Origin of the sequence: Microbacterium sp. LWH7-1.2 (assembly GCF_038397755.1) — a bacterium.
Classification (GTDB): Bacteria; Actinomycetota; Actinomycetes; order Actinomycetales; family Microbacteriaceae; genus Microbacterium.
In genome coordinates this window covers 1,513,856-1,528,375 of the sequence record NZ_CP151637.1, presented here as the reverse complement: position 1 = coordinate 1,528,375, position 14,520 = coordinate 1,513,856, and the positions used below count along the sequence as shown (strand labels likewise).

General features: G+C 70.7%; 11 protein-coding genes. 8 read left to right on the top strand and 3 right to left on the bottom strand.

Features of this window, described 5'->3' with window-relative positions:
- Positions 1–104 precede the first annotated feature (104 nt).
- The 3 genes from MRBLWH7_RS07285 to MRBLWH7_RS07275 all read left to right on the top strand — a co-directional run bounded on the left by MRBLWH7_RS07285 (position 105) and on the right by MRBLWH7_RS07275 (position 3,121).
- The gene (locus tag MRBLWH7_RS07285) at positions 105–1,400 is read left to right on the top strand and encodes a M50 family metallopeptidase (RefSeq protein ID WP_342000636.1); all 1,296 of its coding nucleotides are present in this window, start codon (positions 105–107) and stop codon (positions 1,398–1,400) included.
- Between the two features lie 102 nt (positions 1,401–1,502).
- A complete protein-coding gene (locus MRBLWH7_RS07280; RefSeq protein ID WP_342000635.1) occupies positions 1,503–1,868 on the top strand; it encodes a YciI family protein in 366 nt (121 codons plus the stop codon).
- A complete protein-coding gene (locus MRBLWH7_RS07275) occupies positions 1,868–3,121 on the top strand; it encodes a DUF6596 domain-containing protein (RefSeq protein ID WP_342001955.1) in 1,254 nt (417 codons plus the stop codon). Before MRBLWH7_RS07280 ends, MRBLWH7_RS07275 begins: the two co-directional genes overlap by 1 nt.
- 122 nt (positions 3,122–3,243) lie before the next feature.
- On the opposite strand, the gene MRBLWH7_RS07270 is transcribed toward MRBLWH7_RS07275, so the two are convergent.
- The gene (locus MRBLWH7_RS07270; RefSeq protein ID WP_342000634.1) at positions 3,244–5,175 is read right to left on the bottom strand and encodes a chorismate-binding protein; all 1,932 of its coding nucleotides are present in this window, start codon (positions 5,173–5,175) and stop codon (positions 3,244–3,246) included.
- 233 nt (positions 5,176–5,408) lie between these two features.
- On the opposite strand from MRBLWH7_RS07270, the gene nhaA reads away from it, so the two are divergent.
- On the top strand, positions 5,409–7,304 hold the full coding sequence (gene nhaA, locus MRBLWH7_RS07265) for a Na+/H+ antiporter NhaA (RefSeq protein ID WP_342000633.1): 1,896 nt from the start codon (positions 5,409–5,411) through the stop codon (positions 7,302–7,304).
- A 38-nt stretch (positions 7,305–7,342) separates the two neighbouring features.
- Here the strand turns inward: nhaA and MRBLWH7_RS07260 are convergent, their stop codons facing one another.
- Positions 7,343–9,637, bottom strand: a complete 2,295-nt coding sequence (locus tag MRBLWH7_RS07260) for a cell wall-binding repeat-containing protein (protein WP_342000632.1) — start codon at positions 9,635–9,637, stop codon at positions 7,343–7,345.
- Between the two features lie 128 nt (positions 9,638–9,765).
- Here MRBLWH7_RS07260 and ispG point away from each other — a divergent pair, with 128 nt between their 5' ends.
- Positions 9,766–10,917 carry a flavodoxin-dependent (E)-4-hydroxy-3-methylbut-2-enyl-diphosphate synthase gene (gene ispG, locus MRBLWH7_RS07255; RefSeq protein WP_342000631.1) on the top strand — a complete coding sequence of 384 codons (1,152 nt, stop codon included), beginning with the start codon at positions 9,766–9,768 and terminating at the stop codon, positions 10,915–10,917.
- A gap of 12 nt (positions 10,918–10,929) precedes the next feature.
- Here the strand turns inward: ispG and MRBLWH7_RS07250 are convergent, their stop codons facing one another.
- The gene (locus tag MRBLWH7_RS07250) at positions 10,930–11,535 is read right to left on the bottom strand and encodes a YdcF family protein (RefSeq protein ID WP_342000630.1); all 606 of its coding nucleotides are present in this window, start codon (positions 11,533–11,535) and stop codon (positions 10,930–10,932) included.
- A gap of 48 nt (positions 11,536–11,583) precedes the next feature.
- Between MRBLWH7_RS07250 and MRBLWH7_RS07245 the strand changes: the two genes are divergently transcribed.
- From MRBLWH7_RS07245 to MRBLWH7_RS07235, 3 genes are all read left to right on the top strand, one after another.
- Entirely contained in the window at positions 11,584–12,495 is a 912-nt protein-coding gene (locus MRBLWH7_RS07245; RefSeq protein WP_342000628.1) for an aminoglycoside phosphotransferase family protein, read from the top strand.
- 65 nt (positions 12,496–12,560) lie between these two features.
- Entirely contained in the window at positions 12,561–13,304 is a 744-nt protein-coding gene (locus MRBLWH7_RS07240; RefSeq protein WP_342000626.1) for a metallophosphoesterase family protein, read from the top strand.
- Positions 13,301–14,506: a benzoate/H(+) symporter BenE family transporter gene (locus MRBLWH7_RS07235; protein ID WP_342000624.1), complete on the top strand. Its 1,206-nt coding sequence runs from the start codon at positions 13,301–13,303 to the stop codon at positions 14,504–14,506. The genes MRBLWH7_RS07240 and MRBLWH7_RS07235 overlap by 4 nt, the downstream gene beginning before the upstream one ends.
- The last annotated feature ends 14 nt before the right edge of the window (positions 14,507–14,520 follow it).

The following is a 14,520-nucleotide window of genomic DNA, read 5'->3' as shown; positions in this document are numbered from 1 at the left end:
TCCTCCTCGCGTCGAGCCTACGGGAGGAGCGAGGCGCTCACACGCCGCTTCTCGCGATCAGCCGTCACACCCAACTCAAAGGCTGGCGCGGGTACCGTGAGCGTGTGGAGATCCTCGCGTTCGTCATCGGTGTCGCGCTCATGGTCGTGGGCCTCGCCGTGTCGATCGCGCTGCACGAGCTCGGGCACCTGTGGCCGGCCAAGAAGTTCGGGGTACGCGTCGGCCAGTACATGATCGGGTTCGGCCCGACGCTGTGGTCGAAGCGCTGGCGCGGCACGGAGTACGGGTTCAAGGCGATCCCGCTCGGCGGCTACATCTCGATGGCCGGCATGTACCCGCCGTCGCCGCAGGCCGCACGGCGCGACGGACGCGCCGCCGGCGGCTTCTTCGCGACGATGGTGCAGGACGCGCGCGACGCGAACGACGAGACACTGCAGGGTGAGGACGACACGCGGGTCTTCTACCGCCTGCCGATCTGGAAGCGGATCGTCGTGATGCTCGGCGGGCCGCTGATGAACTTCTTCTTCGCCATCGTGCTGTTCTCGATCCTGCTGACCGGCCTCGGCGTCCAGACCGCCACGACCGAAGTCGCGCGCGTCTCGGAGTGCGTTCCGGCCACCAGTTCGACCGAGTGCACCGACTCCTCTCCCGCCGCTCCGGCGGAGGCTGCCGGCATCCAGCCCGGCGACGTCATCGTCTCGATCGACGGGGAGCCGGTCGCGGACTTCAGCGAGGCATCCGCGATCATCCGCTCGTCGCCCGGCGAGCAGCTGACCTTCGTCGTCGAGCGCGACGGCGCCGAGCAGACCCTGCAGATCACGCCCGCGACGATCCAGAGCGAGGTGACGGCGGCCGACGGCACGACGGCCACCCAGGAGGTCGGCTTCGTGGGCGTCGGTCCCACCGTGGAGTACGTGCAGCAGCCGATCTGGGCAGGACCCCAGATGGCCGTGCAGAACGTCGGCGCGGTCGCCGGGATCATCTGGCAGCTGCCGGCCAAGGTGTGGCAGACCGGCGTCGACCTGGTCACCGGCCAGGAGCGCGACCCGAACGGCCCGCTCAGCATCGTGGGTGCGAGCCGCCTCTCCGGCGAGGTCGCCGCCGCCGACTCGCCCGTGCTGAACCGCGTCGCGGGCTTCCTGTCCCTGCTGGCATCGCTGAACATCGCCCTGTTCGTCTTCAACCTCATTCCCCTGCTGCCGCTGGACGGCGGCCACATCGCGGTCGCCCTGTGGGAGGGCATCAAGCGGGTGTGGGCGAAGCTCTTCCGTCGCCCACCGCCGAAACCGGTCGACGCGACCAAGCTGGTGCCGCTCACATTCGCCGTCTTCGTGGCGCTGCTCGTCATGGGCGGTGTCCTGATCCTCGCCGACCTCTTCAACCCGGTCGTGCTCTTCTGACGCCTCGCGCATCGACCTGAAGAATCTTCCGCGGTCGTGTCGAAATCGGTCTGTCCGTTCGCTGTAGGGATGCAACGGTTCCACTGACGAAAGGACACGACCGTGAAGTACGTCATCATGTTCACCTCGACCCCCGAGCTCGACGCCGCGGTGCCCGAAGAGCGCCGGCAGGAGGTCTACGGACGCATCTACGAGTGGTTCGGCAGGAACGCCGACAAGATCGACGACTCGGGTGCGGAGCTGCACCCCGTCAGCACCGCGACGACGGTGCGCGCGGGTGACGACGGTCCGGTCGTCGCAGACGGGCCATTCTCGGAGGCCAAGGAGGTCATCGGCGGGTTCAGCGTCATCGACGTTCCCGACCTCGATGCGGCGATCGATCTCGTCAAGACCTGGCCGTCCTTGGAATTCCCGGGCGTGGCCGTCGAGATCCGGCCCATGGTCGTCGACTACAGCCAATTCGAGTGATGTCCGGAACGGATGCTGCGGCCCCGCGTGACCCGGGACATCCGGGCTCAGGCGGGGCCGCGGCATCCGATCGCCTGCTCGTGAGCGTGGTGCGCGAGGAGTCCGCGCGCATCACGGCGACGCTGACCGTCTCGTTCGGCAGTTTCGATGTCGCGGAGGAGGCGGTCGCTGCGGCCGTCGAGGAGGCGCTGCGAGAGTGGCGCAGCCGCGGGATCCCGCCGAACCCGGGCGCCTGGCTCATGCAGGCGGCGCGGCACAACGCGCTCGACCGGGTGCGCCGCGAGCGCGTGCTCCGCGACAAGGTGGCGCTGCTCGAGCCGGAGCCGAGCGTCGACGGCCGGCCTGCGGACGAGCGGCTTCTCCTTCTCTTCGGATGCTGCCACCCGGCCCTCGCGCCCGATGCCCAGCTCGCGCTGACCCTGCGCGCCGTGTGCGGCCTCACGACCGCGCAGATCGCTCGGGCGACGTTCTCGACCGAGCCGACGACGGGACAGCGGATCTCGCGGGCGAAGCGCAAGATCGCCGACAGCGGCATCCCGCTGCGCGTGCCCCAGGGCGCGGACGCGGCGGGTCGGCTCGACCTCGTGCTCACGACCGTGTCGGTGATGTACAGCGAGGCGCACTTCGTGGCGGGGGCGGATGCCGCGGCCGACCGCGATCTCGCCGACGACGCGCTGTGGCTGGCCCAGGTGGTCGCCGAGGCGCTGCCGCGTGCCGCGGAGGCATGGGGGCTGCTGTCGCTGCTGCGCTTCCATCGCGCCCGTGAGTCGGCGAGATCCGTCGACGGGGAGCTCGTGCTGCTCGCCCGACAGGACCGCACGCAGTGGGACGCGACGCTGCTCGCCGGCGCGCGGCAGGCGCTCGGGCGGGCGGCGCGCCTGCGACGGCCGGGACGCTGGCAGCTTCACGCGGCGATCGCGGCGTGCCACGCGGATGCCGCCGACGCGGCGTCCACCGACTGGCTCCAGGTGCTGACGCTCTACGACATGCTCCTGGCGTACGACCGGTCGCCGGTGGTGCGGCTCAACCGCGCAGTCGCGCTCGCGCGCGTCGAGGGCGCGGCGGTCGCTCTCGCCGAGGTCGACGCGCTCGAGGGTCCCCTTGCGCGCTCGCACCTGTGGCACGCGGTGCGGGCGTCGCTGCTGCGCGACCTCGGCCGCGACGACGAGGCGCTCGCCGCGGACCTGCGCGCCCTCGAACTCACGGCGAACGAGGCCGAGCGCCGCCTCCTCGCCGCCCGCGCGGCGCGCTGAGCCCGCGGCATCCGTCGTCTGCTCTGGGTTTGGGGCGCGCGGCATACGTTCGGGGCGCGCGACGTGCGCCCCGAACGTATGCGCTGCGCCCCAAACCCGAAGGAGTGATGGGATGCGGGCGGTCAGGCGGGGACGGGCGCCAGAGCCTGCTCGACGAGGCGCTGCAGCGTCGTCATGCCGTCGCGCGAGAGGATCGACTCGAGGTGGCCCTGCACCGACGCGAAGCCGGGGCCGCGCAGCGCGTACACGTCACCGGATGCGTCGGCCGCGATCTCGGCCTCGCCCACGTGCGTCGTGCCGGCCGGAACGCGCGCGGTGAAGGTGTTGTAGAAGCCGATCGACGCCGGGATGCCGAAAACGTCGACCGACTTCTGCAGGCCCTGGTGCGGCGCGCCGAGCGGCGCGAGGTCGATGCCGAACGTGTCGGCGAGGATCTGGTGACTGAGGCACACCGCGAGGAGCGGCCGGCCGGCGGCGCGACGGCGCGCGACGACATCGCGCATGCGACGGATGCGGGGGCTCGAGGAGTCCCGCGGGTCGCCCGGGCCGGGCCCGGTCACGAGGAGCTCCGCCTGATCGACCTGCGCGTCGGTGACCTCGCTCCAAGGTGAGATCTCGACGTCCAGCCCGAGGTGGCGCAGCTGGTGGGCGAGCATCGTCGTGAAGCGATCCTCGGCGTCGACGACGAGCGCGGATCGTCCGTCGAAGGGGCCGGGCTCGCCCGAGCCCTGCGGGTTGAGCCAGAATTCGGCGAGGCGACCGTTGCGCGACGCCAGCAGCTCGGCGATCGCCGGGTCGTCGGCGAGACGGCGAGGGGCCGGGGCAGGTGCGTCTTCGTCGATGACGTCGGCGCCGGCCGCGGACTCGGCCGCCGCATCACGGGGGACGGCGCCGATCGCGCCGAGCACGCCGGCAGCCTTTCCGTGGGTCTCGCCGACCTCGCCGTAGGGATCGGAGTGCCGCACGAGCGTGGCCCCGACGGGAACACGCAACCGGCCATCCTGCAGGTAGGCGGTGCGGATGAGGATGGGTGCGTCGAGGTCGTGGGTCGCCTCGCCCCCCGCGAGCGTGCTGCGGGGGGTGAAGAGCGCGGCGACACCCGAGTAGTAGCCGCGCGGCGTCGTCTCGTGGCGCGTGATGACGGTGCACGCGTTCTGCATGGGCGAGCCGGTCACGGTGGGGGCGAACATCGTCTCGCGCAGGATTTCGCGCGGGTCGAGCTTGCTGAGGCCCCGCAGCACGTACTCGGTATGCGTGAGCCGCGACATCTCCTTGAGGTGGGGGCCGGTGATGCGGCCGCCGTCGGAGCAGACGGCGCTCATCATCTTGAGCTCCTCGTCGACGACCATGAACAGCTCCTCGGTCTCCTTCGTCGAGCGGAGGAACTCGGTGAGCGTCTCGGGAGTCGCGCCCCCCGCCGGGTGGCGGAACGTCCCCGAGATCGGGTTCATCGTGACGACGCCGTCGCGCGCGCTCACATGCGCCTCCGGGCTGGCGCCCACGGCGACGTGCCCGGGCGTGACGACGGCGAACGTCCAGTACGCGCCCCGCTCGTGCTCGAGGAGAGCCCGGAACCACGTCAGGGCGGCGGTGGCGGCATCCGTCGTCACTCCCGCCGTGAAGTCGCGTCGGATGACGAAGTTCGCCCCCTCGCCGCGGCCGATCTCGTCGGCGATCACGCGCCGCACGATCTCGGCGTACTCCTCGTCGGCGATGTCGAAGCCGGGGTTCTCGAGCGCGACCGCGTCGGTCGGGAGCTGGGCGAGGGCTTCGTGGCGGGGGAGCGAAGCGCGATCCCGCACGATGAGGCATCGCAGCGGCGCTCCGTCGTCGTGGCACTCGAACCCGCGCTCGCGCACCTGACGGAACGGCACCAGGGCGAGCACCTCGTGCGGCGCGCCCGAGGCATCCATCAGCGGGATGTCGGCGAGCAGGTCGACGTCGACGACGTCACCGGTCAGCACCTCGACGGTGCGATCGTCGCGCGCGATGAGCGCGAACGGGAGACCGCTCGCGGCGAGGTCGGGAAGGGACGGGGATGCGGGCCCGGTCATGGTGCGTCGTCTTTCGTCGTGGGGGCGGAGTCCCGTACGAAAAAGAAGACCGCCCCGTGGGCGGTCTGTGGTCGCGCGAACCCACCGCCTATGCGGTGAGCCACCAGGAGAGGTGCGCGGACATGCGCCGAACCTACCACACGCCCGATCGGGCGGTCGGCCCCGGCGCCTTGGGTTACGCACCATACTGGGGCGAGCCCGTCTCCTCCCATCCCCGGCCGCGGAGGTTCGCCATGACCCAGTTGACCATGACCGATCGCTCGCCCGAGCCCGAACGGTCGCCGCGCCCGCGGCGACGCGGCCCCTCCATCGCCGACCGCATCCGCAGCATGGGGGAGCAGCGCACCGGAGCGCTGCTGCTGGTGCTCGCGACGCTCGTCGCGATCGTGTGGGCGAACATCTCCGCGACGTCGTACCACGACTTCTGGGAGACCGAGCTGACCATCGGCTTCGGCGACATCCACCTCGAGTTCACGCTGCACGCGCTGGTAAACGACGCGCTCATGGCGATCTTCTTCTTCACCGTCGGCCTCGAGGTGCGCCGCGAGTTCGCGATCGGCGAGCTCACGAGCTGGTCGCGCGCGATGATCCCCGTGATGGCCGCCGTCGCGGGCCTGCTCGTGCCGGCCGCGCTCTTCCTCGCGATCGCAGCGGGGTCCGGCTATGAGCATGCGTGGGGCGTCGTGATCTCGACCGACACCGCGTTCCTCGTCGGCGCGCTCGCGCTCATCGGGCCACGCGCCTCGGGAAGGCTGCGGGTGTTCCTTCTCGCCCTCGCCGTGGTGGACGACATCGGCGCGCTGAGCATCATCGCCCTCTTCTACACCGAGAACTTCACGCCCGCGCCGCTCCTGATCGCAGCGGTCGGGCTCGCGGGCATCTACTTCACCCGCTACGTGCGCCGCGGCCGCGGCCCGATCTACGCCACCCTGTCGATCATCGTGTGGCTCGCGTTCCTGGCGTCCGGCGTCCACCCGACGCTCGCCGGCGTCGCCATCGCCCTGCTGATCCCGGTCTACCGGCCCAACCGCCGTGACGTCGAGCAGGCGCTCGAGCTCGCCCGCGTGTTCCGCCAGTCGCCGAACACCGAGTACGCGCGTCAGGCGGCGAACAGCCTGCGCGAATCGATCTCGATCAACGAGAGGCTGCAGTCGGCGTACTCCCCATACGTCGCCTACGTCATCCTGCCGCTGTTCGCGCTCGCCAATGCGGGTGTCGAGATCTCGGGACCGATCCTCGCGGCCGCAGCCCAGTCGCCGGTGACGTGGGCCATCATCGTGGGTCTCGTCGTCGGCAAGTTCGTCGGCGTCTTCGGCGCGTCCGCGATCATGAAGGTCTTCAAGCTCGGCGAGTTCGGCCTCGGCCTCACCCTCGACCGCATCGCCGGCGGCGCGATGCTCTGCGGCATCGGGTTCACGATCTCGCTCTTCATCATCGATCTCGCCATCGATGACCCCGACGTGCAGAACGAGGCGCGCGTCGGCGTGCTGGCGGCATCCGTCCTCGCCTTCGTCCTCGCCGCGATCATGTTCCGCATCTCCGACGCGCGGCGACCCGACGACGACGGCGGGCGCACCCTGGTGCGTCCCGTGGACCCGAAGCGGGACCACATCTACGGCGACGTGAACGCACCCCTCACGATCGTCGAATACGGCGACTTCCAGTGCCCGTTCTGCCTCAAGGCATCGGGCTCCATCGAGGAGGTGCGGCGGGAACTCGGCGATCGGCTGCGGTACGTGTGGCGCCACGCCCCGCTCGAGAGGCAGCATCCCAACGCGCTCGCCGCGGCCGAGGCGGCCGAGGCGGCGAACCTGCAGGGCAAGCTGCCGGAGTTCTCTCGCAGCCTCTTCGCCGACCAGGACCACCAGCTGCCGTCCGACATCATCCGTCGCGCGCGGGAGCTCGGCCTCGACGTCGAGCGCTTCGAGGAGGACCTCAGCTCGCCGAAGGTCACCCAGCGGGTGCGCGACGACATGCTGGATGCCGAGGCGATGGACATCACGTCGGTGCCGACGTTCTTCATCAACGGCGTGCGCCACGTCGGGCCGTACGACGCGCGCACGCTCGTCCGCGCGCTCACGGGCTCGGAGGCTGACGGTGCCGAGGCGACGTCCTCGTCGACCGGCTGAGAGTCCTCCGGGGAGTTGAGAGTGCCGATGCGACAGCGTCACCCGCAGACTGCAAGCGCCTCCACTGCTGGGCTCAGGACAGCGGGACCTCCCACGAGGAAGATGCCGCGCGCGTCCAAGTCCCACACGCCTTGCGCGGTCTCCACGGGCAGGCAGCCCTGTTGCGAAAGGAACATCGGCGCCGCGGCAGCACCCGCGAGCGGAGCCCCTGTCAATGCGTCCGCGAACCCGTAGCCGTTGGTGAGCAACGCCGTCTCGGCGGCCGGGAAGATACGGGCATTCACCACCGCTGCTGTTGCGAAGCGGTTGTCCCCGGCGAGTCGGAGCACCTGGACCCCACTCAGGCCCCGCGCGAGGCTCTGCTGGATCGCGTCGGAGATGGCGCTGGGACCACCGACGAGGTACACGCGCCCGACTCCGAGGTCGCGGAGCAGCTCGAACGTCTCCGTCGACACCTGAAGAGCCGCACCGTCGATGAGCACCACGGGAGAGCCGGAGTAGCCGGCAGCGGCGCCCGCCGCGAGCGCGTCGGGGTAGTTCGTCCCCGTCGCGAGGAACGCCACCGGGGTCTGGTCCGGGAAGGCGTCGCGGACGATGGCCGCCGCGGTTTCGTAGCGGGTCTCACCGGATAGCCTCGACACTCCGCTGGGAGAGTCGACGTACGCCTTCAGCTGCTCCAGGACGGCATCGGAGACGGCGACCGGACCTCCGGCGACCACGATGCGCTCAGGGCGCAGCCGCGCGAGCTCCTTCGCTACGGCGGAGGGAAGCTGACCCTGTTCCGTGGTGAGGATGACGCCACCGCGGGTGATCGCCGCCGGTCCGGCGCTGAGCGCGTCGGGGAAGTTGCGGCCGTTGGCGATGTAGACCACTTCAGGGCGCTCGCCGTCATCGAAGAGAGCGCGAGAGATCTGCACTGCGGTGTCGAATCGATCTTCGCCCGCGATGCGACCCACGTCGAAATAGCGCGGCTCGAGTGACAGATCCCCGAGAGCGCGCGCCTCACCCGCGCGGACGACGACGTCGGTGCGTTCCGCGAAGTAGCGTGCGTCCTCGTAGTACTCACCGCCGACCGATTCGTCCGTCGGGGCGAAGAACAGCGTGTAGGTGCCCGGCTCGAGGACGGGGGTCGTGAAGGTCCCTGTGCCTGCGTTCCACATACTGGACCCCAGCGGGAAGGCGGAGCCTCCTGCGTCGATCGCCGAGATCGGCTCCAGACCTCCCTGGAGCGTGTGCCGGTAGACGTACACGCCGATGTCGTTGCCCCCGAAGGCCGGGGCGCCGCCGATGAAGGCGGCCACGCCGACTCGGCCCGTGATCGTCCCGCCCCTGACCGCGGTCGCGGAGATGGTGCGAATCGAATTGGGCTCGGCCGACAGTGGTTGCGAGGCAGTCACATCTGGCGCGCCATCCCACCACCTGCCGACGATGAAGTTCGCGCGGTCCTCCGGTACGAGCAGATTATAGGAGCTGCCGGGCTGGGTCCACCGATCGTAGACGCCCGGGGAAGTGGGGGCTCCGGGGAACGCGAAGTTGCCGAAGGGATAGCGAGTCCACCACGTGACGTTCCCGGTGTAGGGCGTGATCTTCCCGTCGCCTTCTTTCACGCCGACAGTCGCCTCGACACGCCCGGCGGCGTCCAGGACTGGATTGAGGGTAGAGGTCGTTCCCACGCCCACGACCACAGGAGCACCCGTGGCCCCCGCCGTGAGCGGAGCTCCGTTCTGATTCTCGCCGACCCACCGAGAGGTGTCGGAGGAGAAGCTCATGTCGTAGTCTCCCGGGGCGATCGGGCCGACCGTGAATGTCCCGTCGGCGTCGACCTCCGGTGCGGGGACGTGGTTGGCGGCCCAGCCGGGCGTGCGGCCGGTGATGGTGACCGAGGGGGAGTCGATCGCGCCGGACACCCCGGTGACCCGCCCCTTCACCCAGCTCGGCGGATCGAGTTGCTCGCTGGCTTCCACCGTGTCTCCGGCGCTCAGGGTGAGGCCCGGATGCAAGGCCGTGTCGAGGTAATAGACATCGCCGAGGTACTTGTCCAGATATCCGTGGGGGCCGCTGTAGCCGAATCGAACCCAGTACTCGCCGGGTTCCACTCCTTCGATCGAGTACGTCCCGTCCGATTTGGCGAAGGTGGCGTAGCGCTGCGTGGAGTTCGCAAGTTGTAGGGCGACCGAATAAGTCTCCTCCCCGGTCAGCAGGCCGCCGCCGGGGTTGAGCAACCGCCCGTGGATCGTCGCGCCATCGACGGCGACCGCCGGCGCGGCGGCGAGGACAGTTGCCCCGAGGACCGCGGTGATAACCACGCTGCCGACGGCGAGGACGCGTTTCATGAGACTCCTAGTTCAGGTTGGCGCGATCCTATGCGAAATCGATGACGTTCCCCGACGCACGGTGGATGAACGGAGTGCAGGGACCGACACCCAGCCTGGGGTCCGCGCCGACGCGTAGGCTGTCAGACGTGCCAGCCGTCAACATCGGGATGCCCAAGGTCCCCGAAACGCTCGCCCCCCGTCGCAAGAGTCGCCAGATCAAGGTGGGCAAAGTGCTGGTGGGCGGCGACGCCCCCGTGAGCGTCCAGTCGATGACCACGACGCCGACCACGAACATCAACGCGACGCTTCAGCAGATCGCCGAGCTCACCGCCTCGGGCTGCGAGATCGTGCGCGTGGCCGTGCCCTCGCAGGACGACGCCGACGTGCTGCACATCATCGCGGCGAAGAGCCAGATCCCGGTGATCGCCGACATCCACTTCCAGCCGAAGTACGTCTTCCAGGCGATCGACGCGGGCTGCGGCGCCGTGCGCGTGAACCCGGGCAACATCCGCAAGTTCGACGATCAGGTCGGCGCGATCGCCGCCGCCGCGAAGGCCGCAGGAGTGTCGCTCCGCATCGGCGTCAACGCCGGCTCACTCGACCGGCGCCTGCTCGAGAAGTACGGCAAGGCGACGCCCGAGGCACTCGTCGAGAGCGCCGTGTGGGAGGCCTCGCTCTTCGAGGAGCACGACTTCCACGACTTCAAGATCTCGGTCAAGCACAACGACCCGATCGTCATGGTGAAGGCCTACCGCCAGCTCGCCGAGAGAGGCGACTGGCCTCTGCACCTCGGCGTGACCGAGGCGGGTCCGGCGTTCCAGGGCACGATCAAGTCGGCGACGGCATTCGGCATCCTCCTCGCGGAGGGCATCGGCGACACGATCCGCGTCTCGCTGTCGGCCCCGCCCGCGGAAGAGGTCAAGGTCGGCCACCAGATCCTGCAGTCGCTGAACCTCCGCGAGCGCAAGCTCGAGATCGTCTCCTGCCCCTCGTGCGGCCGCGCCCAGGTCGACGTCTACACACTGGCGGACAACGTGACCGAGGGTCTCAAGGACATGACCGTGCCGCTGCGCGTCGCGGTCATGGGCTGCGTCGTGAACGGTCCGGGGGAGGCGCGTGAGGCCGATCTGGGCGTCGCCTCCGGGAACGGCAAGGGGCAGATCTTCGTCAAGGGGCAGGTCATCAAGACCGTGCCCGAGGCCGACATCGTCGCGACGCTCATCGAAGAGGCGAACCGCATCGCCGACGAGATGGGCCCCGACGCACCGGTCGGCACCGCGCAGGTCCTCACCTCTTAGGGCTCGGCGCCGTCAGTCCTTTCGCGCACGCTGTCGCGCGTGGTAGCGGCCCGCGATGAGGGCCGCGGCCACCTTGAGCAGCGGGGCCTCGCCGAACCGGTAGTCCGCACCGCGTGTGAGACGGGCCGCGAGGTCGGGTCGGAGGGTGCGGAGGTACTCGCGACCGACCGCAGCATGGGGCGAGTGCGACACGATCTTGATCGCACCGGCGTCCTCGATCAGCGGGATCGCCTTCTCGATGTTCTGCTGCGTGGTCGTGCTCGTCGTGTCGAGCAGGATGGATCCGGCGTAGCCGCGGCTCTCGCGGGCGTAGCGCGCCATGAGCTCGGCTTCCGGGATGTCGCCGCCGACGCTCCCGCCGCACAGCACCAGCACGCTCTCGCGGGTGTCCGGGCTCAACGAACGCAGACCGACGCGAACTCGGTACCGGTTGACGAAGTTGGCGCGCCTGCCCCGGTTGCGGTAGCCGAGCACCACGACGGCCTCTGCGCCTCCCTGTACTGCGCCGTCGCCCAGCGCGCGGTACGAGGCGCGCCAGCTCACGTACTCCGCCCCGGCGAGGATGCCCAGGCCGGCGGCCGCAGCTGCAGCTGCGAGCGGGGGGACGAGTCGACGCACACGCCGACCCTACGGGCAGAGATCCCCTGCGCGTGGCATGATCCCATCGTGCATGAGCCCTCGACGCCCGCTCACGGCGGATCCTCGGACCCGGCGCCGCCGGTGGCCGCGGGATTCGACCGCCTGACGACCGCCCAGCGCGCGCTCGTCGGCGCCTGGCTGCCCGACGCCGAGGTCGTCGCCGACCTCGGCTGGAACCAGGTGGAGACGATCGTGCTGCAGGTGCGCCACGGCGACCGCTCGCTGATCGTCAAGGCGGCGGGCGACGCCGATCACCATCTGGGCCGCGAACTCGACGCCCACGAAGGCGGATACGTCGCGTCGTGGGCACGGGAGGGTCACGCGGCGACCCTGCGGTTCGCCGACCGAGACGCACGGGTCCTGGTGCTCGACTGGCTGCCCGGAGAGCTGGCGTATCGCACGCCCGCGGGCGTCGACCCGGAGGTCCATCGCCGCGCAGGCGCTCTTCTGCGACGATTCCACACGCAGGCGAGCCGACCTTCGGAGGGGACGGATGCTGCCGCCACCCGCCGCGCGATCGCCTGGCTCGACTCGTCCCACGCGATCGCCTCCGACGTCGAAAGCCGGCTGCGGGCAGCGCTTGCCGCGCTGCCGCCGGTGGAGGAGGACCTCGTCCCCACCCACGGCGACTGGCAGCCGCGCAACTGGCTCGTGGACGCCGGCGAAGTCAGGGTGATCGACTTCGGCCGCTTCGCGTTCCGCCCCGCCGCGACGGACTTCGCGCGTCTCGCCGCGCAGGAGTGGCGGGAGGACCCCGCGTGCGAGACGGCGTTCCTCGAGGGTTACGGGCGCGAGCCGCGGCATCCGTCCCACTGGATCCTGATGCGCATGCGGGAGGCCATCGGCACGGCCTGCTGGGCGCACCAGGTGGGGGACACGGAGTTCGAGGCGCAGGGCCATCGCATGATCGCAGAGGTGCTCGCCGAGTTCGAGCGCTGACCGTGGCGTGCCGGAGTCGCGGCCGGCGTCGTCGTCATCGTCCCACCGCATGGCATGATCCGAGGATGCCCCTCGACCGGATCGCCCTCATCTCGGATATCCACGGCAATCTGACGGCGCTCGAAGCGGTGCTCGATGACATCGCGCAGCGCGGGATCCGGCGGATCGTGAACCTGGGCGACAACGTCGGGAAGGGGCCGCGCGGAGCCGCGGTCACGGATCGCGTGCGCGAGGTGTGCGACGTGAACCTCCGCGGCAACTGGGACGACTTCATCGACGGGTTGAGCGACGCCGAGCCGGCGGAGATGCGCTGGTGGCGTGACGAGCTCTCGGCCGAGCAGCGCCGGTGGCTGGGTCGGCTCGACCTCGTGCACGACCTCCTCATGGGCCGGCGCATCAGGCTCTTCCATGCGTCCGCCCAGAGCCCGCACGTACGAGTGCGGCGCCGCCACACCGACGAGGAGTTCGACGGCATGTTCGGTGCGACCGCGATGACCGGGCCAGGGCCCGAACCCACCGTCGTCGGGTACGGCGACATCCACGACGCGTACGTCGAGTCCCGGGGCGGCCGCACGCTCTTCAACGTGGGCAGCGTCGGTAACCCGCTCGACGAGCCGACACCGAGCTACGTCATCCTCGAGGGCGCGCTCGACTGGCTCGAGCCCGCGCCGTTCGAGGTGCGCTTCGTGCGCGTGCCGTACGACGTCGATGCGGAGGTCGCCGTCGCACGCCGGGTCGGGATGCCGAAACGCGACGTGTGGGAGGTCGAGCTGCGCACGGCGGTCTATCGGGGAAGGCAGAGCGCATGAGCGACACGGAGGCGCCGGCTCCGCCCGAGGCGGCAGCACCGCTGTCGCGACCCATCGTCGCGGGCATCGTGACGTCGCTCGTCGGCGTGACGAGCTCGTTCGCGGTCGTGCTGACAGGCCTCGACGCCGTCGGCGCGACGCGCGCGCAGGCGGCGAGCGGGCTGCTCGCGCTGTGCCTCACGATGGGTGCGTCCGCGGTCCTCCTCGCGTGGCGGTACCGGATGCCGATCACCGTCGCGTGGTCCACGCCCGGTGCCGCGGTGCTCGCCGCCACCGGAGCCGTCGAGGGAGGCTGGCCGGCGGCGGTGGGCGCCTTCCTCGTGACCGCCGGCCTCATCCTGCTGACGGCCATCTGGCCACAGCTGGGCCGGCTCATCGCCCGGATCCCGCCGTCGATCGCCCAGGCCATGCTCGCCGGCGTGCTGCTGCCGCTGTGCCTCGCACCGATCACCGGGCTCGTACTGAACCCGTGGGGCGTCGTCCCGGTCCTCGTCACGTGGCTCGTGTTCGTGCGCCTCGCGCCGCGATGGGCGGTGCCGCTCGCGTTCGTCGCGGCGTCCGTCGTCGTGGCGGTGGATGTCGCGGTCACGGGCGCGAGGGTCGACCCGGCATTGCTCGTTCCCCGACTGGAGTTCACGGCGCCCACGTTCACCTTCGGCGCGGTCGTCGGGCTTGCGCTGCCGCTCTTCCTCGTGACGATGGCGTCGCAGAATGTGCCGGGAATCGCCATCATGCGCAGCTTCGGCTACCAGGTCCCGTGGCGGCCGGCGATGCTCGTGACGGGCGTCGGGACGGCGCTCGGTGCGACCGCCGGCGGACACGCCATCAACCTCGCCGCGATCAGTGCGGCGCTCGCCGCGGCTCCCGACGCCGATCCGGACCCCGGGCGGCGCTGGGTCGCGGGCGTGTCGACGGGTGCGAGCGGCATCGTGCTCGGTGGGCTCTCGGCAGCACTCGTCGCACTGGTCGTGGTGGCACCCGAGGCCGTCATCCCGGCGGTCGCCGGCATCGCCCTGTTCGGCGCGTTCGGCTCGGCCGTGCAGCAGGCGATCGACGATCCGGGGGAGCGGCTGCCGGCCGTGGTGACCTTCCTGGTGGCGGCGTCGGGCGTCGCGATCGCAGGTGTGAGCGCGGCGTTCTGGGCGCTCGCGGCCGGACTCCTGGTGCGTGAGGTGCTGCACGCCGGGCGCCGCCCGCGCTGACCGCGCCGCTCAGG